Below are 20,830 nucleotides of genomic sequence, written 5' to 3'. Positions count from 1 at the left end.
TCTACTCTAAATCTCATCAATACCCCTCCCCCAAGAAAGATTAGATTGGCCACAAAAAGCACACTCGCATTCACTTTTTTTCTACAAACCGACTCAAACTACGGTACTATTTCTGTTCATCATTTTAGAGTAACCGCTACATGAAATTCCTTCGTTATTTACCACTGATTCTCCTCTCTTGTTCATCACTGGCATCTGAACGCTCTACGTTAACTTTTGCGTTAGACAACGATGGTATCTTTGGTGTCGATCAAGACTATACCAACGGTTTATTTCTGGGTTACACATCGTCAAGTATTACGCCATACGCTTGGGTAAAACCATTGAGCCTTTCCTATTGGGGCGCAAGCTCTTTAGATAAGTGGGAAATCACCATTGGTCACAAGATGTACACGCCTTCTGACATTGAATTAGAAAAACCATCAGCCAATGATCGTCCATACGCAGGTTACCTACATACAGAATTCAACTACATCAGCTTGAACCCACAACAAGCCCAGCGTTTTAACATCACGTTTGGTACTACAGGCGAGCGAGCACTTTCCGAAGACGCTCAAAAACTGGTTCACTCAATCACTAAATCAGACGAACCTATGGGTTGGAAGTATCAAGTTGATGATGAGTACGCAGGTAGCCTTGGTTACTTAAGTCATTTCAACCTAATGCGTAATCAAGCATTAGCGAATACTGACTTCGAGATATCTAACGTATCAGAGATCAACGTTGGTAATTTTAGAAGCGACATTTCTACTGGGTTTATGTTCCGTTGGGGTACTGACTTGGGCGGCAACTTTGGCGCAGCGAACATCAGCACAGAAAACCCATTCAAAGCAAGCATGATAGGTGCTTCAAATACAGGTTGGTTTACTTACGCAGGTCTTGAAGGGCGTTACCGATTTAATGACCTGACTGTCGAAGGGGATCGTTCCGGTGTTAATGATTATGCAAAGAAAAATGACAAAGATCCTGCGATCTACGATGTCACTTTAGAGAACATTCAAGCGACAGCGATACTTGGTGTTGCTTGGTATAACCAATACGTTGGTGCATCTTTCGCACTTACCGCAAAAACACCCGATTACCAAGAAGCAACAAAGTCAGTGTACGGTACTGGTGGCATCACTATGTTTGCTTTCTTCTAGCCATAGAAAAGGCTTTCACCGCCTGCTTTTCAAGTTAAATAAAGGCAATCATCTTCACAGGTGATTGCCTTTATTTTTAAAGACCTAGTTACCATTTGACCCTATTTTATGTACCGTTTTTGTAATAAAATAAACGGTATAAATTCCTATACGAGAATAGCTCATGTCTACAACTGGTCGCATTCACTCATTCGAATCTTGTGGTACTGTCGATGGCCCTGGTATCCGCTTTATTGTGTTTCTTCAAGGCTGCTTAATGCGTTGTATGTACTGCCATAATCGCGATACATGGGATCTTCATGACGGAAAGGAAGTAACGGTCGAAGAGATCATTAACGAAGCAAAATCATACCGTCATTTCATGAAAGCCTCTGGCGGTGGTATCACCTGTTCAGGTGGCGAAGCGATGCTACAACCTGAGTTTGTTCGTGATTTTTTCCGCGCGGCTCAAGCTGAAGGCATCCACACTTGTCTTGATACTAATGGCTATATTCGTAAACACACTGAAGTGGTCGATGAAGTACTAGAAGCCTCTGATCTGGTAATGCTGGATCTTAAACATATGCGAGATGAAATTCACCACGATTTCATTGGTGTATCAAACCGACGTACTCTGGATTTTGCACGCTACCTACACAAAATAGGTAAGAAGACGTGGATTCGTTATGTGATTGTTCCTGGCTACACAGATACGCCTGAAGATGCGCATCTTCTGGGTGAATTCATTAAGGACATGGATAACATCGAAAAAGTAGAACTGCTTCCATACCACAAGCTAGGTGCTCATAAGTGGGAAGCATTGGGTCACGACTACCCTCTTGAAGGTACAAATCCGCCAAGCAAAGAAAAAATGGACGAGATTGTTGCTATCCTCAGTCAATACCATTCAAACGTAAAATACTAACTTAGACTTACGTTAATAGTGATTTCAAACGCCTCAATTTCGATTGGGGCGTTTTCTTTTTTGGTTAAAACAATCCTTTCACTTTTCTTTACAACTTTTGTTTATCAATTCAAAAAATCATATTAAATCCGTGTTGAGATCATGTTTCCACTCTTAGGAATGCTGTTACTCTTACTGCAACAAAATAATATAACATTTAGTTTTTTAGTGAGGTTCCTCCCATGGAAATGACCAATGCTCAGCGTCTAATTCTATCAAATCAATACTACCTAATGTCTCAAATGGATCCTGAGAACTCAGCTAAATACCAGCGTCTACAAACGATTGTAGAACGTGGTTACGAACTCCAAATGCGTGAGCTTAACAAAGAATTTGGTTGTTTAACTGAAGCAGAATGTCGCGAAATTATCGACATTATGGAGATGTACCATGCGATGCAAGAGTCGAATAAAATGCTTGCAGATCAAGAGCGTGCGGAAGTCGACCAACGTCGTCTACAATTCCTAGGTTTCGATATCGCTTCTGAAGCACAAATCGTACATTACGTGCGTTTCCTTGTTGATTCTGAAGGACTTTACCCTCAATTTGACAAAGCAGATCACCACTTCAATAGTCAAATGCCAATGTTAGAAAAGTACCGTCGCATGCTAACAACGTGGCGTAACTGCCCTCGTCAGTACCACCTATGTGCGACAGAGCTATCTCAAATATTTAGTGCTTAGTGCATTAGAAGATTAGCTTTAACTAGGCTTATAAAATTTCAAAAAAAGGGTTACTCATCATGAGTAACCCTTTTTTAATATTCATATATAAAGCGATAAGCCAAAGCACCTAGAATACATAAGCGACACCGACGTTAGCGGCCATGTTAATGCCACTTTCAAGTATTGGGCTATTTTCAATATCACCTTCAAGGTTGGTATAACGAACACCACCAGCGATGGTCTTTAAAGAAATGGCATTGGCTGCTTGATATTGGAGAGTGTCGCACTTCGCAGTTGAATTCGGGCATGTAGAACTTGTTTTATTTTAAGTCAAAGATAATAAACAGTAATGGCATAACCACCGCTGAAATTACATTCCATAACATATGAGAAATAAAGACAGAAAGGCAAGCATAAATATTGCCATATCTCATCCGTACATATTCATATGTTAAAGCTAGAGCAAGTCCAGTTGCCAACACTATAATTGCGTTTATCGTAGAATTACCTAGGTGACACAAAGAAAATATAGTAGCTGAACCTAAAATTGAGAATGTTGGGCTTCCTTGTGCATGACGAAGAATCGTTTGTATAAAACATTGAAATATTAGAGTTTCAGTAAATGGTGCATCAATTAATATAAAAAACAATGCAGAAAAAATTTCATCATCACTCGTATCCAGAAGAATATTACCAAAGCCATTTAGAAGGAAATAATCTAAAAAAACAAAGATCAATGCCCATAACCATGCTAAACCGTAAACGCGAATAAAAAACTGTTTACTATTTAATTCTAACGCATCGTAAATTAAACAATTCATCCTGAAAACCAAGTTAAATCTCCATATTTAATACTCATTAAAGCTATTTAACCCATATCCCTCAGCATAAATAAAATAGCTATCAATTTTTATTGATAATAATTAATCATATTATTTCCGTACAAAACGTGACACGCAAGGCATATACACACGACTTATATGTAAAATAAGATTTCGAATGTTGTTGACATCTAGATCAAATAGGTTTCATCGAAAAGAAGGGGCTCTGGGAGGTGTTATATGAACAGGTATAAGAGAGTGGAATTAAGCCATTGAAAGAGTTCGTTCAAAAACTGAGTCCTTATCTTCACGGCATTATCGCATCGGCAAGTTCCCCGTTAAATACTTGCACATTGGAATATGGGTAAACAACAAGATAAAGCTAATCAAGTGAATGTAGCACTTATTATCTGAAATTGGGGGTATCGAGATACAGTCTACTTCTTCTTGAAGATAAAAGTGGCTTTCTCCGGAAAGCCGCTGTGAACCAATAAAAAGGGTTTATCATCATGAGTAACCCTTTTTTCTTTTCGTCTATAACGAGAAAAACAACAGCACCTAGAAGACGTATGCTACGCCAACATTCGCTGCCATATTAATACCGCTTTCAAGTATTGGGCTGTTCTCAATATCACCTTCAAGGTTGGTATATCGCACACCGCCGGTTACTCGAACATTTGGCGTCACATGCAGATAACCACCTAAACCAATAAAGTACTGACCATCCCAGTCTGCATCGAACTCGTTCAAATTAGTTCTCGACGCTTCTGCTGAACTCACCCCGTACAGGTGATTATTCAAACGCTTACTGTTATACGAGTAACCAATAGATGGTGTAATCGCCCAGCCATTACGACGAATTGGTAGGCGCCATGCCGCTTCTGCATAGATGCCATTGTGCCTAAACCCTAAGTCTGAGCCCGCTGTCGCTTCAAACATACCGACCAATGTAATCACTTGATAGCTTACACCTCCCAACACCGACGCTTTACGCTCATCTAACTTCTGGATATCAGCATTATCAGAGTCACTTGGCTTTAATGTTCTTGGATCATAAACCGCTCTAAACACAATATTCTGTGGTGAACCTGCAGGTAGCAAGCGATAACCCGCACTGAATCCACGCATGAAAAAATGCTCACCTTCATAACCAATCATGGGAATCACCGTACGATTTGACGGCGTCTCTTTATAGACAGCAGGAGAATAAGAGGCGGCAACGCCCAGTGACCACTGCGATATTTTTGCATGCGTTGCTGTCGAAGCCAGTAACGCCACACTGATAGCCACTATTTTTAACCCATTATTCTTCACTATATTTACCTATTTATTGAGCAACTTTGGATAACGCTGCGCATTATATGGTGCTTCATTCCAAAGAATCAATAGAGCTCAGTTATACATCTAATACACATAAATCCAGTGTGAGTATTGTTAAGCGACCTAAAATCACAAAACAAACGGTTAGATCCGCTCGAATGTAAAATAATTCGATTCCACACGCCTCAAGTTGCCTATTGCGCTCGCTACGTTTTTCACACGCAAAATTGTAAATAAATACATAATTGTTAAGCAAAATTGTCGAAGCGGGTCTAACCTTAAAATGTAGGGAGAGCCTATTTTTCAATCGCTCGTCAGTTTTGACTGGTTAACAAGGGGAATGTGACTATGAGTATTTTTGACCACTATCAATCACGTTATGAAGCAGCCAAGGAAGAAGAGCTGACATTGCAAGAGTTCTTAGGGCTGTGTAAAGACGATAAAAGTGCTTACGCGAATGCTGCCGAGCGCTTATTACTCGCCATTGGCGAACCGGAGGTCATTGACACTGCTCAAGATCCTCAACTAAGTCGTATTTTCTCGAACCGTGTCATCTCACGCTACAGTGAATTTAAAGATTTCTACGGCATGGAAGACGCGATTGAACAGATTGTTTCTTATCTAAAACATGCAGCGCAAGGTTTAGAAGAACGTAAGCAAATCCTTTATCTACTTGGCCCTGTGGGCGGTGGTAAATCTTCCCTTGCTGAAAAACTCAAAGCACTGATGCAAAAGCTACCAATCTATGTGCTGTCTGCCGATGGTGAGCGAAGCCCAGTGAATGATCACCCCTTCTGTCTATTTGACGTAAACGAAGATGGCGAGCTTTTGAAACAAGAGTACGGAATAGAGAAACGTTACATACGCTCTATCATGTCACCTTGGGCAGCAAAACGCCTCCATGACTTCGGTGGTGACATATCCAAATTCAAAGTCATCAAACTGCGCCCTTCTATTCTCGACCAAGTTGCGATCGCGAAGACAGAACCTGGTGATGAAAACAACCAAGATATCTCTTCACTTGTAGGTAAAGTCGATATTCGTAAACTTGAGCACTTTTCTCAAGATGACCCTGATGCCTACAGTTACTCTGGTGCACTGTGTAAAGCAAACCAAGGTGTGATGGAATTCGTAGAGATGTTCAAGGCGCCAATCAAAGTCTTGCACCCACTCCTAACGGCAACACAAGAAGGTAACTTCAACGGTACTGAAGGACTTTCTGCACTGCCATTTGACGGTATGATTCTAGCTCACTCAAACGAATCCGAGTGGCAGACCTTCCGTAACAACAAAAACAACGAAGCCTTCCTCGACCGTGTGTACATTGTAAAAGTCCCTTACTGTCTGCGCGTCTCTGAAGAAGTTAAGATCTACCAAAAACTGCTTGAGCACAGTGAGCTATCCAAAGCCCCTTGTTCACCAAGCACACTCGATCTGCTATCGCAATTCAGCATCCTATCGAGACTGAAAGAGCCTGAAAACTCTTCTCTGTTCTCAAAAATGCGTGTTTACGATGGTGAAACTCTAAAAGACACCGATCCAAAAGCGAAGAGCTACCAAGAGTACCGAGATTATGCCGGCGTTGACGAAGGCATGTCTGGGCTATCAACGCGTTTCGCCTTTAAGATCCTGTCTCGTGTATTTAACTTCGACCAAGCCGAAGTGGCGGCAAACCCGGTTCACTTGTTCTACGTGATTGAACAGCAAATTGAACGTGAGCAGTTCCCTCAAGAGACCGCTGAGAAGTATCTTGAGTTCTTGAAAGGATACCTAGTACCGCGTTACGTAGAATTCATTGGTAAAGAAATTCAAACCGCTTACCTAGAGTCTTACTCTGAGTACGGACAGAATATCTTCGACCGCTATGTCACCTACGCGGACTTCTGGATTCAAGACCAAGAGTACCGCGATCCAGAAACAGGACAGCTATTTGACCGTGCTTCTCTGAATGGTGAACTAGAGAAAATCGAGAAAACAGCAGGGATCAGTAACCCTAAAGACTTCCGAAATGAGATTGTGAACTTCGTGCTTCGTGCCAAAGCCAACAATAACGGTCAAAACCCAGTTTGGACGAGCTACGAGAAACTGCGCACTGTAATTGAGAAGAAAATGTTCTCTAACACAGAAGAGCTACTTCCTGTTATTTCGTTCAATGCTAAGACCTCAACGGATGATCAGAAAAAACACGACGACTTCGTTGCTCGTATGATGGAAAAAGGCTACACCGAGAAACAAGTGAGACTGCTATCTGAGTGGTACCTAAGAGTTCGTAAATCCTCATAACCAAACTGTATTGAGCTGCTCAATTGGGCAGCTCGTACAAACCAATAACTTTATACCCTAACGAACGAATAGCTTTAGTAAACTAATAACTCTTATACCCGAATAAAAAGTAGGATCGCAACATCAGCTGAGAGGGAGTTCTTATGGCACAATTTATCGATCGGAGGCTCAATGGCAAGAATAAGAGTGCTGTGAATAGACAGCGTTTCTTACGACGCCATAAAGAGCAAATCAAAGAATCTGTGGCCGATGCAGTCAACCGACGCTCAATCACCAATACTGAAACCGGTGAAGACGTCACTATTCCCCATAAAGACATCAAAGAGCCAAGCTTTCACCAAGGTCAAGGCGGCGTAAGAGAACGCGTTCACCCAGGTAATGACCAGTTCATCACGGGCGATAAAATTGAACGTCCTAAAGGTGGCGGTCAAGGTGGTGGCGCAGGCCAGGGTGACGCAAGCCCTGATGGCGAAGGCCAAGATGAATTTACATTCCAAATTTCAAAAGATGAATATCTTGATATTCTCTTTGAAGATTTAGCTCTTCCTAATCTAGAGAAGAATCAGGTCAACAAAATCACCGAATGGAAGACACATCGCTCTGGTTATCAAAGCGCGGGGATTCCTTCCAACATCGCAATCGTGCGTTCACTGCAGCAATCTCTGGCTCGTAGAACCGCGATGACAGCAGGTAAAAAGCGCGAGCTTAACCTACTGATGGAGCAGCTTGACCAAGTTAAAATGACGGAACCAGCACAACCCTTTGAAGAAAGTCGTTTAAAAGAAGAGATTGCCGAGTTACGTAAAAAAATTGAAAGCGTGCCATTTATTGACACCTTCGACCTGCGTTTTAAAAACTACGAGAAGCGCCCTATTCCATCTAGCCAAGCCGTTATGTTCTGCCTGATGGATGTATCTGGCTCAATGGATCAAGCCACGAAAGACATTGCGAAGCGCTTTTATGTCCTTCTGTATCTGTTCCTAAATCGCACCTACGAAAACGTCGATGTTGTGTTTATTCGTCACCATACTCAGGCTAAAGAAGTCGACGAACACGAGTTTTTCTATTCACAAGAAACCGGTGGCACCATCGTTTCCAGTGCACTGAAACTGATGAAGGAAATTGTCGCAGACCGCTATCCTGCAAATGAGTGGAACATCTATGCAGCACAAGCCTCTGATGGCGATAACTGGGCTGATGACTCTCCTCGTTGTAAAGAGCTATTAGTCAATACACTTCTGCCAACTTGCCAATATTACTCTTACATCGAAATAACACGCCGCTCTCATCAAACACTTTGGCACGAATACGAAAAACTCGAGAGTAACTTTGACAACTTCGCCATGAAAAATATTAAAACGGTGGATGATATTTTTCCTGTGTTTAGAGAATTGTTCCAGAAAGAGACAGCGTAAGGGGGCTTGCCATGACAGCGAAATCAAACGTTGCAGAGAAATCAAACATTGCAGATAGAGATAAAGCGACACAGAAGAGAAACGACAAGATGCTGCCTGATGGTCCAGATTGGACATTCAACCTCTTGGAACAATATCACGTAGAAATCAAGCGTGTGGCGCAGCATTACCGTTTAGATACTTACCAGAACCAGATTGAAGTGATTACCTCTGAGCAGATGATGGATGCTTACTCCAGTATTGGTATGCCCATCAATTACAACCACTGGTCTTTTGGTAAGAAGTTCATCCAGACAGAGCAAAACTACAAACACGGCCAAATGGGCTTAGCGTACGAAATCGTGATCAATTCAGATCCATGTATCGCTTACTTAATGGAAGAGAACACTGTCACCATGCAAGCATTGGTAATGGCGCATGCCTGTTACGGCCATAACTCGTTCTTTAAGGGTAATTACCTGTTCCAAACTTGGACTGATGCAAGCTCGATTATCGACTATCTATTATTCGCGAAAAAATACATTACCGATTGCGAAGAAAAATACGGTGTAGCTGAAGTCGAGAAACTTCTCGATTCTTGTCATGCTCTCATGAACTACGGCGTAGACAGATACAAACGCCCAGAAAAGATTTCCATTGCGGAAGAAACCGCAAGACAAGAAGAACGTGAAGCTTACCTGCAATCTCAAGTGAATGAGCTGTGGAGAACCGTTCCCCAAAACAAAAGCAAGGAAGAAGAAACCAAAATACGTTTCCCTAGTGAGCCTCAAGAAAATATTCTCTACTTTATTGAGAAGAACGCCCCACTGCTTGAACCTTGGCAACGTGAGTGTGTTCGTATTGTTCGCAAGGTAAGCCAATACTTCTATCCTCAGAAACAAACTCAAGTAATGAATGAGGGCTGGGCAACCTTCTGGCATTACACCATTCTTAACCACCTTTACGACGAAGGCTTGGTGAGTGATAAGTTCATCTTAGAGTTTCTACACAGTCACACCAGTGTGGTTGCTCAACCCGCCTACAACAGCCCTTATTTCAGCGGAATAAACCCTTATGCGCTTGGCTTTGCGATGTTTAGAGACATTCGACGTATCTGTGAAGAACCCACCGATGAAGACAAAGAATGGTTCCCTGAGTTAGCCGGAAGTGATTGGTTAGAGGCGGTGCACTTTGCCATGCACAATTTCAAAGATGAAAGCTTTATCAGCCAATACCTTTCACCAAAAATCATTCGAGACTTTAAGTTGTTCTCTGTGCTCGACGACGACCGCAAAAACACCATTGAGATAAGCGCTATTCACGACGATCCGGGCTATCGCTTGATTCGTGAAAAGCTTGCGGCGCAGTACAATCTAAGCAACCTTGAGCCGAATATTCAGGTGTTTAATGTCGATGTTCGCGGTGACCGCTCGATGACACTGCAGTATGTGCCTCACGGCCGTATCCCGCTTGATAAAGGCTACGACGAAGTGATGAAACATCTCTATCGCTTATGGGGCTTTGATGTGATTCTGGAAGAGCTCAAAGACACAGGTCATCGAGAGATTCTGACCACTTGTCCAAAACGCAATGACTATGGAGCCAAGATTTAATATCAATCACAGTAAGTCAGTGCTTGGTATAAAACTCCGCTCCCCCTACAACATAGTGGTCACCCGCTCGGAAGTGGAGCAATAAAAAAGCGCATAAGTCTTATGACTTATGCGCTTTCTTTTTAAGGCTCAAACGTCTTCAATAGACGCAAGGCACTAAACCTAGATACTAGATACTAGATACTAGATACTAGAGCTAAAACTAAATAAGCTTAAACAATCGGCTTTTGGCCGCGTTCAATCAGCTTCATCAGCGCGCTGTCTGCAGATTTACCTGCCACGCCCGCTAGTTTGTCTGACAGCTTTTTCTTCTGTACGTAGTGAATCGCTAGAACTGTTTTGTCCTTACATGCCGCTACGACTAAATCATCAGAAGTGCTAATCTCATCCACCAGCCCAAGTTCATGCGCTTGTGTACCAAACCAGTGCTCACCCGTTGCTACTTTTTCAAGATCTAGCGCAGGTCTGTGGTCACGGATGAAATCTTTAAACAAACCATGAGTTTCCTCTAGCTCTTCTTTAAACTTCTCGCGTGCTTTATCACTGTTCTCACCAAACATAGTAAGCGTGCGTTTGTACTCACCTGCCGTTAGCTGTTCGAATTCAATGTCGTGCTTTTTAAGCAGTTTGTTGAAGTTTGGCAGTTGAGCGATAACACCAATAGAACCAACAATAGCAAACGGTGCAGATACGATTTTGTCTGCGATACATGCCATCATGTAACCGCCACTTGCTGCGACTTTATCTACCGAGATAGTCAGAGGCAGACCTGCCGCTTTTATACGGTCAAGTTGAGAAGACGCCAGACCATAGCCGTGAACCATACCACCGCCAGACTCAAGCTTAAGCAATACTTCATCACCTTCACGAGCAACAGCCAGAACCGCCGTTACCTCTTCACGTAATGAAGTCACTTCTTTCGCATCAATGCTGCCATTAAAATCAAGAACGAATAGGTGTGGTTCACGCTTGCTATCAAGCTCACCCTCTTTCGCTGCTTTCTTCACTTCTTTGCCACGTGATTTTACTTTTTCTTTTTCCGCTTTCTTTTCTGCTTTATCACGTGCTTTGATGAAAGCATCATCATGCAAATGGTGCTCTAGTTGTTCAATCGTTTGTTTGTGATGCTCAGATAAGTTCGTGATTTCCAGCTCACCTTTAATTGCGCTTGATTTTCCACCCACAGATTTAGCTATCACTAAAATTGCAATGATGGCGATTACAACGGTCGCAATCTTGGCTAAAAACAAGCCGTAGTCCAACAAAAATTCCAATGTCATATCCCCTATTGTATGAATTAGTGTATTGTAACCATCTTGTCACGATTACCAAGAATTTCTCATCATTCCTGCGGTTATCTGTGTGATTAAACATCAATGGAATGACGAACATAATAAAAGAAAGAAGGATAAGCACAGTGGATTACCCAATCTCTACAGATGCCCTCAAAGATAAAGTAATTTTGGTTACAGGTGCCGGTGCTGGCATTGGTCGCCAAGCAGCACTAAGCTTCGCTCAACATGGTGCAACTGTCATTCTGTTAGGCCGCAATGTTAAAAACCTTGAATTCATTTACGATGAAATCGAAAGCGCTGGTTACCCACAACCTGCGATTATCCCATTGGATTTAAAAGGTGCGACAAAGCAGAACTACGTTGACATGGCTGAAACCATTGAATCACAGTTCGGCCGTTTAGACGGTCTACTTCATAATGCTGGTGTTCTCGGCACTCTGAGTCCATTTGAGCAGATTGATGAAGAAACCTTTGATGATGTTATGCAAATCAATGTGAAATCTGAGTTCTTGATGACTCAAGCATTACTGCCTGCACTTAAAAAAGCAGAAGCGGGTCGTATCGTATTTACCTCTTCAACGGTTGGTCACTCAGGCCGTGCATTCTGGGGCACTTACGCGATTTCTAAGTTTGCTACCGAAGGTATGATGCAAATCCTAGCTGACGAGCTTGAAGACACGAACATCCGTGTTAACGCAATCAATCCGGGCGGCACTCAAACACGCATGCGTGCAAAAGCGTACCCAGGAGAAGATGCGAATAAGCTAAAAACGCCACTCGACATCATCCCACTGTACCTACACTTAATGAACCCAAGTGTGACAGACATTAATGGTCAATGTATCGATGCTCAACCTAAGTAACTGATATCATTAACCAATAGTAAAAAGTCGCTTCCATAGCGGCTTTTTTTGTATCTAAATCAATCAACTAACACTGATACCAATCGTAGTAAATAACTGGCCATCCTAGCTTGTTAAAACACTCGATAACGTCGTTAGAAATTTTGATTGTAGAATAACTACTTATCGAAAATTTCTGCCTTGTTCTCAAGCATTTTTCCTGCGCTATTTATGATCACTTACTTACTTACTGTGATTGGTATTATTCCCCTAATTTTCGTCATTTTGCTTTGCATCTTTTTCATTGTTAAATATACTGTATAAATATACAGGTATTTAATTATGCATGAACTAATAAAAAACTTACAAGACCGCCAGCTAATCTGGAAAGGGTTACAATCAACAACGCAAGGCAGCACCACTTCGACAGGCTATCCTCAATTGGATAAACAGCTTGATGGCGGCTTCCCGACACACGGCGTTATTGAAGTTGAATCACAACAAGGGATTGGTGAACTGCGCCTGCTTACCCCCTATTTAGCTCAGCAAAACTCACAGAAGCTGGCCATATTCATTAACCCGCCAGGGAAGATCTGTGCCGAGTTTTTTAGCAGCCAAGGGATTGAGCTCGATAACATCTTGGTGATCGAGCCTCAACGTGATCTCGATGCGTTATGGGCCGCAGAGCAGTGTCTCAAGAGTGGTGCCTGTCATTCTGTTTTGCTATGGGGAGCGGATCTAGAAATTCACCAAACCAAGCGCCTGCAAGCGGCAAGCGAAACGGGCAAGTGTCTGCAATTTCATTTTAAAACCACCAGCCATAATCAGTTATCCCTACCCGTTTCTTTAAGCATGAAGCTGTCTTCTCACATCCAAGGGTTAAAGGTTGAAGTCACGAAAAGAAAAGGCAGCTGGTCGTATGGCAGTTTTATTCTGGACATGAACCAGAACTGGCCGTTACTCACAGAAAAAGTCATCGATGAAAACAGCTCAATTCACGCGTTGTCTGGTAACACTGTGCTGGCTTTCCCTATTGCGAAGCAAGGCTAACGTATGCTGTGGTTGTATCTGCATTTCTCATCCCTACAATTGGACACCTTGTTTAACTCTAATGAATTGGGTTCGAACGAAGATTCATGCAATCAGCCTCTTATCATCGTCGATGAGAAAGATCATCGTGTGCTGCAAGCTAACCAAGCCGCGTTGCAATCGGGTATCACACTCGGCATGGGGCTAGGGTCTGCAGCAGCTTTGTGTCACAACTTACACGTCCACCCTTACAGTATTGAGCTAGAAAAAAGTAAGCTTAAAGAGATCGCTCAATGGGCGTATCTAGTCACATCCGACATGGCGTTACTGCCACCCAATGGATTATTGATTAAGGCCTCTAACATGCTGTCGCTTTATGATGGGCTAGATAACTACTGGCATGAACTCAAAAGCCATTTAGAAACGCTCAATATCCAGTTCAGCTTTGCTACAGGTTATTCGCCGCTTTCTGCAATCCTTTTAGGCAAACAATCCATCAACCAAGCGACGAACAATGTTGAGCAGATGAAAGCTTGGGTTAACCAACAAGCACTGAGTTCAAGCGAACTTCCTGCTAAACAAGTTGAGCGCCTGAATCGTGTTGGTATCAATGTCGTTGAAGACTTATTGAAACTGCCTTTGCAAGATGTCGCGCGCCGCTTTGATATCGACTTGGTGAACTATGTTGGTCGTCTTAATGGGCAGTTCAAGCACCCGATTGATTTCTATCACCCACCAGAGAGTTTCCAACAATATTTGGAGCTGCTGTTTGATATTGAAAACATCCTGTTCATCGAAAAGCCTTTGCTGAAATTGTTGAATCAGCTCGAGTGTTTTTTGAGGTTACGCGACCGAGTGGCTTTCGAGTTAACGCTGACTTTGCACCTAAGGGATAAAGACGACCATCATGTCTCTTTTTATTCCGCGCAGGGCGATTACCTTGCAGTCAAATGGGCAAACCTAACGCATCTAACCTTAGAGTCACTGAAGATAACAGCACCCGTACAGGGGCTGACTCTCTCTTTGATTCGTCATGGAGAACCGCAAGTCGCCTACCATGATCTTTTCGATGGCAATACAGGAACGCTTGCTGCGCTAGATTTGCTCTCGCTGCTTCAAGCAAAGCTCGGGCAAGCTTGTATTCAGACTCCCAAAATACTGCACGATCCAAGGCCAGAAAAGGCCAATCAGTATTCGCTCCCAACACTGAGTAAGTCTGTGGCAAAAAAGCAAACGCCCCCAGAGAGCGAGCAACAAACCATAGATCTCAACGTCCATCAACAACGACTCCGGCCCAGTATTTTACTGCCAGAGCCCGAAGCCTTAACCGAAAGCGTCACCTTATCTCAAGGCCCTGAGCGTATTGTGTCTGGCTGGTGGGACGGAGAGAAAATCATTCGTGACTACTTTATTGCTCACAGTGAAAACGGTCGATGGTTATGGGTATTTAGAACACCAGATAAACAGTGGTTCTTACACGGCTTATTTAGCTAACCAACAAAAGTTGAATCGCCAACCCGCACCATTTACTCAATTTAAACGCCCTTTTCAATCATGTTCACTCGCAATGGTTAAGTGAGATTACGTTATGTCTCAGCAATACTCAGAGCTTTTCTGTCAAAGTAATTACTCCTTTCTAGAGGGAGCTTCGCATCCGGAAGAGCTTGTTTTACAGGCCGACTTCTTACGTTACAAAGCACTCGCGGTTACTGATGAGTGCTCAGTCGCGGGCATCGTTAAGGTTCACTCTGCGATAAAGCAACATAAACTGTCGCTCAAGCAAGTTGTCGGGAGCATGTTTTGGTTAAATGAAGAGTGCCAAGTTGTCTTGTTATGTCCGAATAGACAAGCCTACGCCGAGCTGTGTCGTATTATTACCAATGCGAGACGTCGTAGTAGCAAAGGACATTATCAGCTCTCTGAGTGGGATATCATGTCGGCTAAACACTGCTTCATTCTTTGGTTTCCTCAACAGAAAAATGAAGACGCGCACTGGGGGCAATGGCTCTCCCAGCACCATTCAGGTCGGCTTTGGATCGGCTTACAACGACACCTAAAGCAAACCGACCAGCAATACACAGATTACTGCGTTGAGCTGTCACAACATCACCAACTGCCGATTACAGCTTGTGGTGGCGTGCTGATGCACAACGCGAACCGCTTACCCTTACAGCACTCACTCACTGCAATAAAGTACCAACAGCCCATTACCGAAGTGGGCAATCACTTACTCGCTAATGCCGAGCGCTGTTTACGGAGTATCAATAAGCTCTCTCATATATTCAAAACTGAGTGGCTAGAAGAGAGCAATCGTATCGCTGAGCTGTGTGAATTTGATTTAGATAGCTTGCGATACGAATACCCCAGTGAACTGATTCCTCAAGGTGAGACACCCATGAGCTATCTACGCATGTTAGTCGAAAAGGGGAAACGAACTCGCTTCCCGCAAGGCGTGCCTAACGACATTCAACAAATCATAGAGAAAGAATTGGGGCTAATTGACGAGCTTGACTACCCTTTCTTTTTTCTCACGATCCACGACATCGTCATGTTTGCCAAAAGCCAAGGGATTCTTTACCAAGGTCGAGGTTCAGCGGCCAATTCCGTGGTCTGTTACTGCCTAGAGATCACCTCTGTCGACCCAAGACAAATCTCAGTGCTATTTGAACGCTTCATCAGTAAAGAGCGCGATGAGCCGCCCGATATTGATGTCGATTTTGAGCACGAGCGCCGTGAAGAAGTCATCCAATACATCTACAAAAAATACGGTAGAGAACGCGCAGCACTTGCCGCAACTGTCATTTCATACCGCTTCAAAAGTGCAGTAAGAGATGTCGGTAAAGCTTTAGGGCTACAAGAAACTCAGCTTGATTACTTTATAAAGAACACCAATCGCAGGGACAAAAGCTTAGGTTGGCAGGCTCAGCTCACTCAATTGGGGCTACAGCCTGATTCTTTGAAGGGACAGCAGTTTATCCATTTGGTTAATGAGATCATTGGCTTTCCACGTCACTTGTCTCAGCACGTTGGTGGCTTTGTGATCTCTTCTGGTCCTTTGTATGAGCTGGTTCCTGTCGAGAATGCGGCAATGCACGATCGAACCATTATTCAATGGGATAAGGATGATCTAGAAACCTTAGGCTTGCTGAAAGTTGATGTACTCGCGTTAGGTATGCTCTCTGCGATTCGTAAATGTTTCGACCTGATCAAACGCATTCACGGGCGATCACTGACCATTGCTGAGATCACTCGCCTTAAGGACGATCCTCAGGTTTACGGCATGATTCAGCGAGCAGATACGGTCGGGATATTCCAAATTGAGTCACGTGCGCAAATGAGCATGCTGCCAAGGCTTAAGCCGAAGACTTATTACGACTTGGTGATTCAAATCGCTATCGTACGTCCTGGGCCTATTCAAGGCGATATGGTTCACCCATTCTTAAAGCGTCGAGATGGTATTGAGCCAATCAGTTATCCATCTAAAGACGTGGAGTCGGTACTGTCGCGCACCTTGGGTGTACCGATATTCCAAGAACAAGTGATTAAACTCGCGATGGTGGCTGCAGGATTCACAGGTGGAGAGGCGGATCAGCTCAGACGCGCGATGGCCGCTTGGAAGAAAAATGGCAACGTCTTTAAGTTTAAAAACAAACTCATCGAGGGAATGCAAAAGCGTGGCTATGAGACAGAATTTGCTGAGCAGATCTTTAAACAGATCTGCGGTTTTGGCGAATACGGTTTTCCTGAAAGTCACTCGGCTTCGTTTGCGGTGTTAGCGTATTGCTCCGCTTGGTTGAAATGCTACTACCCTGAATGTTTCTACGCTTCTTTGCTCAATAGCCAACCCATGGGCTTTTATAGCCCCTCACAGTTGGTACAAGACGCACAACGACACAATGTGGTAGTTCTTCCGGTATGTGTGAACGCCTCACAAGACAACCACATAGTCATTGAACATCAGAATGGTTTAGCGATTCGCTTAGGGCTGCGACAAATCAAAGGATTCAGTGAGCATGGGATTCAAAGCGTGCTCGCCAATCGTCCACAATCCGGTTATCGCCACCCTAGCCAGGTGAAACAGTTATCGATAAATAAGAAAGATATCGAGCTACTGGCATCGGCCAATGCGCTACATAACGTATCGGGAGACCGCTTCCAGACTCGCTGGGCAATCATGGACTCAGCTTCTGATTTACCTCTGTTTAGCCAAGTCTATGACGATGTTGGGGATGGACATGACGAACATGCACTGCACAGACCCAATGAGATGCAAGATCTACTCGAAGACTTCACCAGTGTCGGAATTTCATTGGACAAACACCCAATCACTTTGCTAGAAGAAGCGGGACGATTAGGTCGATTCACACACATGAAGGATTTAATACAGCAAAGACACAAATCTATGGTCACGGTTGTTGGATTAGTCACAGGAAAACAAGCTCCCGGAACCGCGGCAGGTGTTACCTTTGTTACATTAGAAGATAACACGGGCAATATTAATGTCGTGGTATGGGGAGCCACTGCACGCGCGCAGCAGCAAGCTTACCTGACAGCGAAGGCTTTAAAGGTACAAGGAGTCTTAGAGAAGGAAGGCGAAGTCGTGCATGTGATTGCGGGGAAACTTATCGATATAACTGATGAAATTGTTGGTTTGAACACCAAATCCCGAGATTTTCATTAACGAATCAAGTTGCCCTCCAAGAAACGCTAGAAACGAAAAAGGGAAGCATCCGCTTCCCTTAAATTCAAGTTGTTGAGTTATACCTCAACGTCCGCTTCCGTACAGCTGCATTAATTACAAAATCTGACGCATTCGCTCTTGAGTCACTTCAACTAAGAGGTCTGGTTGGAATTTAGAAATAAAGCGATTACACCCTACTTTCTCAACCATGGCTTCATTGAAACTACCACTTAATGAAGTATTTAGCGTAATAAACAAGTCATGCATTCGAGGATCAGTTCGAACTTCATGAGTCAGTTTGTAGCCATCCATTTCTGGCATTTCGGCATCGGTGATCATCAACAGTATTTCTTGATTGATGTCTTTGCCTTCATCACACCACTTCTTAAGTAAAGTCAGTGCTTCTAAGCCGTCACAACATTCGATAATGTTCAAACCAAGTTGCGACAAGGTGCCTTTGATCTGGTTGCGTGCTGTTGAAGAGTCATCCACGATAAGCACATTACGGCCAACCATTTCATTCGCTAACTGCTGATCTAGAACACCGTCAGAAATCGACACATCGTAGTCGATGATCTCCGCTAACACCTTTTCAACATCGATGATCTCAACGATTTTGTGCTGCTCTTCTTCTTGGATATGCGTGATAGCAGTTAAATAGTTTGCTCGACCCGTAGTCTTTGGTGGCGGTTGGATTTCTGTCCATGTCGTATTCACGATATTGCGAACTTGTCCAACCAAGAAGCCTTGTACGGTTCGGTTGTATTCGGTAATGATCAAGTTGTTTTCTTGAGTCTCATCACGTGATGGTGGGAAACCAATCGCACTCCGTAAGTCAATCACAGGTACAGATTCACCACGTAAAGAAGCAACACCCGTAATATGATGGTGAGAGCCTGGCAAGCGAGTGAGTACAGGCACTTTTAAGACTTCTTTCACTTTAAATACGTTAATCGCAAATAGTTGGCGACTATTTAAGCTAAATAACAAGAGTTCCAGACGGTTTTCACCGACGAGTTTAGTTCTCTGATCAACAGAATTTAAAACGCCAGACATACAACACCTTAGTGACAAATAATAACTGTGGCTACAATAGCCTAATTCGATAGGTTAAAGCAAAGCGCAAATACACAGATGCTTAAACTAAGTACAACAAATGCTGTTATACATAGTTTAAGTGCATGGAAAGGGTTAAAGGAAGGCTAAAAACGATAAAAAAAGGGTTAGCCTTCAATCACTTTCATTAACAATTGGCCATCATATAAAGCTTGTTTAACAAGCGCAGCACCTGGCATGGTGGCTTGTTTATAGAATCGAGATTCCACCAGTTCTAAATCTTGATGGTAAACCGATAAACTCTGCTCTTCGATACACTTTTGAATCGCAGGATACAACACGCTTTTAGCCTGATTGATAACACCACCTATCAAGATTTTCTCAGGATTGAAAAGGTTGATCACAATCGCTATCGCGGCACCTAAATAACGACCTAACTGTTCAATCACTTCAACAGCCAGTGGATCACCATCAGCAGCAGCAGCGCAGATCTGTTCAATTGTGACATCTTCAAACGCCGTTAGTGATGATGCCTCGCCATTAGCCAGTCTTTCTTTGACTTGCTCACGGAGAGCCTGTGAACTCGCAACCGTTTCTAAACAGCCATGATTACCACAATGACAAAGCTTGCCTTGTTTATCGATCTGAATATGACCCAGCTCACCGATGTTACCGTGGCGACCTTGCAATACTCGACCGTCGAGAATGATCCCAGCGCCTACACCGTGGTGAATCGAGATAAGAACGGAATTATCGTTATCTTGAGAGTGACCAAACAGCTTCTCTGCTAATGCCCACGCTCGGGTATCATTGGCAATAAAGACCGGTAGACCTGTTTCTTTGTAGATCTCAGGACCCAACGCTAAGTTTTTAACGTTATAGTGTGGCATCTGCAACACAATTCCCTGCTCAGAATTCACAAGCCCAGGTAGCGTAACCGCAATACTTGTTACCCTATCGAGTTGCTCGGCATAAGTTTGAAAAAACTCATCAATTTCATGCAGAAGACGCGCAAGTACATCGTCTTGGTCACGTTCATGAATATCAATCTTAGTATCGATAAGTACATCGCCGCCCAATTCATGAAGCGCGATAGTGAGATACCCACGACCAAGACGCATCGACAGAAACTGCCAACCTTCGTTATTGGTTTGCAGACCGACAGCAGGACGCCCACGAGTCGTGGCTTCTTGAACCGTCGTTTCGTGAATAAGGTGAGCTTCAATGAGTTCACGGGTAATTTTAGTAATACTCGCCGGGGCCAACTCACTTTGCTTGGACAGATCGATACGAGAAATGGGACCTTTAAGGTCAATTAGTTTATATACACGACCAGCATTGACCTGTTTGATATGATCAATATGGCCCGGTTGAGCCATGTACATTTTACGCTCCAGAAATCATCAACGCGGTAATTTTTTTACTTTGCGAAGTAATTGTGAAGTCACTTGGTATATCGCCGTGACCCGTATCACGTATATACATGAATCTTTGTGTATCTAGTCAAATAGTTCGAGAAAAATTAGTACCTGCATCGATAAATTGAGACTTAATTTTCTTAATGAAACATCGTTATTGAGTCCTGAATACAATAATTGGATACAAATAAAGAAATATCCTTCTAGATCCCAATAAATAATCAATTAATGCATATACTTAATTAAGGCGCGTTGACCTTTCGTGGTTAAACTTTGTTCGAGATAAAAGCGTTTTAATCGCGGCGAGGGAGAAGTAGCCTAGTCATTC

General features: G+C 43.2%; 15 protein-coding genes and 2 pseudogenes. 11 read left to right on the top strand and 6 right to left on the bottom strand.

Going from position 1 to position 20,830, the window contains the following annotated elements; translation table 11 throughout:
- Positions 1-140 precede the first annotated feature (140 nt).
- The 3 genes from AB4589_RS15865 to AB4589_RS15855 all read left to right on the top strand — a co-directional run bounded on the left by AB4589_RS15865 (position 141) and on the right by AB4589_RS15855 (position 2,768).
- A complete protein-coding gene (locus AB4589_RS15865) occupies positions 141-1,142 on the top strand; it encodes a lipid A deacylase LpxR family protein (protein ID WP_372101081.1) in 1,002 nt (333 codons plus the stop codon).
- A gap of 163 nt (positions 1,143-1,305) precedes the next feature.
- The gene (pflA, locus tag AB4589_RS15860; RefSeq protein WP_009846312.1) at positions 1,306-2,046 is read left to right on the top strand and encodes a pyruvate formate lyase 1-activating protein; all 741 of its coding nucleotides are present in this window, start codon (positions 1,306-1,308) and stop codon (positions 2,044-2,046) included.
- A 221-nt stretch (positions 2,047-2,267) separates the two neighbouring features.
- Entirely contained in the window at positions 2,268-2,768 is a 501-nt protein-coding gene (locus AB4589_RS15855) for a YfbU family protein (protein ID WP_009846313.1), read from the top strand.
- A gap of 109 nt (positions 2,769-2,877) precedes the next feature.
- Here the strand turns inward: AB4589_RS15855 and AB4589_RS15850 are convergent.
- Both AB4589_RS15850 and AB4589_RS15845 read right to left on the bottom strand, forming a co-directional pair.
- A pseudogene (locus tag AB4589_RS15850) lies at positions 2,878-2,988 on the bottom strand (MipA/OmpV family protein); the annotation flags it as partial.
- A gap of 82 nt (positions 2,989-3,070) precedes the next feature.
- Positions 3,071-3,571: a CPBP family intramembrane glutamic endopeptidase gene (locus AB4589_RS15845; protein ID WP_017102807.1), complete on the bottom strand. Its 501-nt coding sequence runs from the start codon at positions 3,569-3,571 to the stop codon at positions 3,071-3,073.
- Positions 3,572-3,825: 254 nt separating this feature from the next.
- Here AB4589_RS15845 and AB4589_RS15840 point away from each other — a divergent pair.
- A pseudogene (locus tag AB4589_RS15840) lies at positions 3,826-4,057 on the top strand (transposase); the annotation flags it as partial.
- Positions 4,058-4,129: 72 nt separating this feature from the next.
- On the opposite strand, the gene AB4589_RS15835 reads toward AB4589_RS15840, so the two are convergent.
- Positions 4,130-4,885 carry a MipA/OmpV family protein gene (locus AB4589_RS15835; protein WP_372101078.1) on the bottom strand — a complete coding sequence of 252 codons (756 nt, stop codon included), beginning with the start codon at positions 4,883-4,885 and terminating at the stop codon, positions 4,130-4,132.
- A gap of 354 nt (positions 4,886-5,239) precedes the next feature.
- Here AB4589_RS15835 and AB4589_RS15830 point away from each other — a divergent pair, with 354 nt between their 5' ends.
- The 3 genes from AB4589_RS15830 to AB4589_RS15820 all read left to right on the top strand — a co-directional run bounded on the left by AB4589_RS15830 (position 5,240) and on the right by AB4589_RS15820 (position 10,181).
- Positions 5,240-7,174 (top strand): PrkA family serine protein kinase, encoded by a 1,935-nt coding sequence (locus AB4589_RS15830; RefSeq protein ID WP_371710290.1) that lies wholly within the window; start codon positions 5,240-5,242, stop codon positions 7,172-7,174.
- Positions 7,175-7,317: 143 nt separating this feature from the next.
- Positions 7,318-8,589 (top strand): YeaH/YhbH family protein, encoded by a 1,272-nt coding sequence (locus tag AB4589_RS15825; protein WP_372101076.1) that lies wholly within the window; start codon positions 7,318-7,320, stop codon positions 8,587-8,589.
- A gap of 11 nt (positions 8,590-8,600) precedes the next feature.
- Complete coding sequence (locus AB4589_RS15820; RefSeq protein ID WP_372101074.1) at positions 8,601-10,181, top strand: SpoVR family protein; 1,581 nt, start codon at positions 8,601-8,603, stop codon at positions 10,179-10,181.
- A 212-nt stretch (positions 10,182-10,393) separates the two neighbouring features.
- Here AB4589_RS15820 and sohB read toward each other — a convergent pair whose 3' ends face one another.
- On the bottom strand, positions 10,394-11,461 hold the full coding sequence (gene sohB / locus AB4589_RS15815; protein ID WP_372101072.1) for a protease SohB: 1,068 nt from the start codon (positions 11,459-11,461) through the stop codon (positions 10,394-10,396).
- A 137-nt stretch (positions 11,462-11,598) separates the two neighbouring features.
- Here sohB and AB4589_RS15810 point away from each other — a divergent pair, with 137 nt between their 5' ends.
- From AB4589_RS15810 to AB4589_RS15795, 4 genes are all read left to right on the top strand, one after another.
- The gene (locus AB4589_RS15810) at positions 11,599-12,339 is read left to right on the top strand and encodes a YciK family oxidoreductase (RefSeq protein WP_050621848.1); all 741 of its coding nucleotides are present in this window, start codon (positions 11,599-11,601) and stop codon (positions 12,337-12,339) included.
- A gap of 321 nt (positions 12,340-12,660) precedes the next feature.
- Positions 12,661-13,368, top strand: coding sequence for a translesion DNA synthesis-associated protein ImuA (gene imuA / locus AB4589_RS15805; RefSeq protein WP_372101070.1), 708 nt, complete (start codon positions 12,661-12,663; stop codon positions 13,366-13,368).
- A gap of 3 nt (positions 13,369-13,371) precedes the next feature.
- Entirely contained in the window at positions 13,372-14,841 is a 1,470-nt protein-coding gene (locus tag AB4589_RS15800) for a DNA polymerase Y family protein (RefSeq protein WP_135443417.1), read from the top strand.
- A 94-nt stretch (positions 14,842-14,935) separates the two neighbouring features.
- Complete coding sequence (locus AB4589_RS15795; protein WP_372101068.1) at positions 14,936-18,028, top strand: error-prone DNA polymerase; 3,093 nt, start codon at positions 14,936-14,938, stop codon at positions 18,026-18,028.
- Positions 18,029-18,142: 114 nt separating this feature from the next.
- Here the strand turns inward: AB4589_RS15795 and AB4589_RS15790 are convergent, their stop codons facing one another.
- Positions 18,143-19,084 carry a chemotaxis protein CheV gene (locus AB4589_RS15790; RefSeq protein ID WP_009848992.1) on the bottom strand — a complete coding sequence of 314 codons (942 nt, stop codon included), beginning with the start codon at positions 19,082-19,084 and terminating at the stop codon, positions 18,143-18,145.
- Between the two features lie 167 nt (positions 19,085-19,251).
- Positions 19,252-20,469 carry an ROK family protein gene (locus AB4589_RS15785; RefSeq protein WP_017102815.1) on the bottom strand — a complete coding sequence of 406 codons (1,218 nt, stop codon included), beginning with the start codon at positions 20,467-20,469 and terminating at the stop codon, positions 19,252-19,254.
- Positions 20,470-20,830 lie beyond the last annotated feature (361 nt).

Source organism: Vibrio sp. 10N.222.49.A3 (assembly GCF_041475145.1).
Classification (GTDB): Bacteria; Pseudomonadota; Gammaproteobacteria; order Enterobacterales; family Vibrionaceae; genus Vibrio; species Vibrio tasmaniensis_A.
The sequence above is the reverse complement of the archived record's forward strand: the minus strand, read 5'-3'. Positions and strand labels throughout refer to the sequence as shown.

Excerpts from the sequence above, each read along its gene's own strand:
- AB4589_RS15785 (WP_017102815.1), bottom strand. The coding sequence starts at position 20,469 with ATGTACATGGCTCAACCGGGCCATATTGATCATATCAAACAGGTCAAT.
- AB4589_RS15845 (WP_017102807.1), bottom strand. The coding sequence starts at position 3,571 with ATGAATTGTTTAATTTACGATGCGTTAGAATTAAATAGTAAACAGTTT.
- AB4589_RS15820 (WP_372101074.1), top strand. The coding sequence starts at position 8,601 with ATGACAGCGAAATCAAACGTTGCAGAGAAATCAAACATTGCAGATAGA.
- AB4589_RS15865 (WP_372101081.1), top strand. The coding sequence starts at position 141 with ATGAAATTCCTTCGTTATTTACCACTGATTCTCCTCTCTTGTTCATCA.
- AB4589_RS15795 (WP_372101068.1), top strand. The coding sequence starts at position 14,936 with ATGTCTCAGCAATACTCAGAGCTTTTCTGTCAAAGTAATTACTCCTTT.
- imuA (WP_372101070.1), top strand. The coding sequence starts at position 12,661 with ATGCATGAACTAATAAAAAACTTACAAGACCGCCAGCTAATCTGGAAA.
- pflA (WP_009846312.1), top strand. The coding sequence starts at position 1,306 with ATGTCTACAACTGGTCGCATTCACTCATTCGAATCTTGTGGTACTGTC.
- sohB (WP_372101072.1), bottom strand. The coding sequence starts at position 11,461 with ATGACATTGGAATTTTTGTTGGACTACGGCTTGTTTTTAGCCAAGATT.
- AB4589_RS15790 (WP_009848992.1), bottom strand. The coding sequence starts at position 19,084 with ATGTCTGGCGTTTTAAATTCTGTTGATCAGAGAACTAAACTCGTCGGT.
- AB4589_RS15855 (WP_009846313.1), top strand. The coding sequence starts at position 2,268 with ATGGAAATGACCAATGCTCAGCGTCTAATTCTATCAAATCAATACTAC.
- AB4589_RS15800 (WP_135443417.1), top strand. The coding sequence starts at position 13,372 with ATGCTGTGGTTGTATCTGCATTTCTCATCCCTACAATTGGACACCTTG.
- AB4589_RS15830 (WP_371710290.1), top strand. The coding sequence starts at position 5,240 with ATGAGTATTTTTGACCACTATCAATCACGTTATGAAGCAGCCAAGGAA.
- AB4589_RS15825 (WP_372101076.1), top strand. The coding sequence starts at position 7,318 with ATGGCACAATTTATCGATCGGAGGCTCAATGGCAAGAATAAGAGTGCT.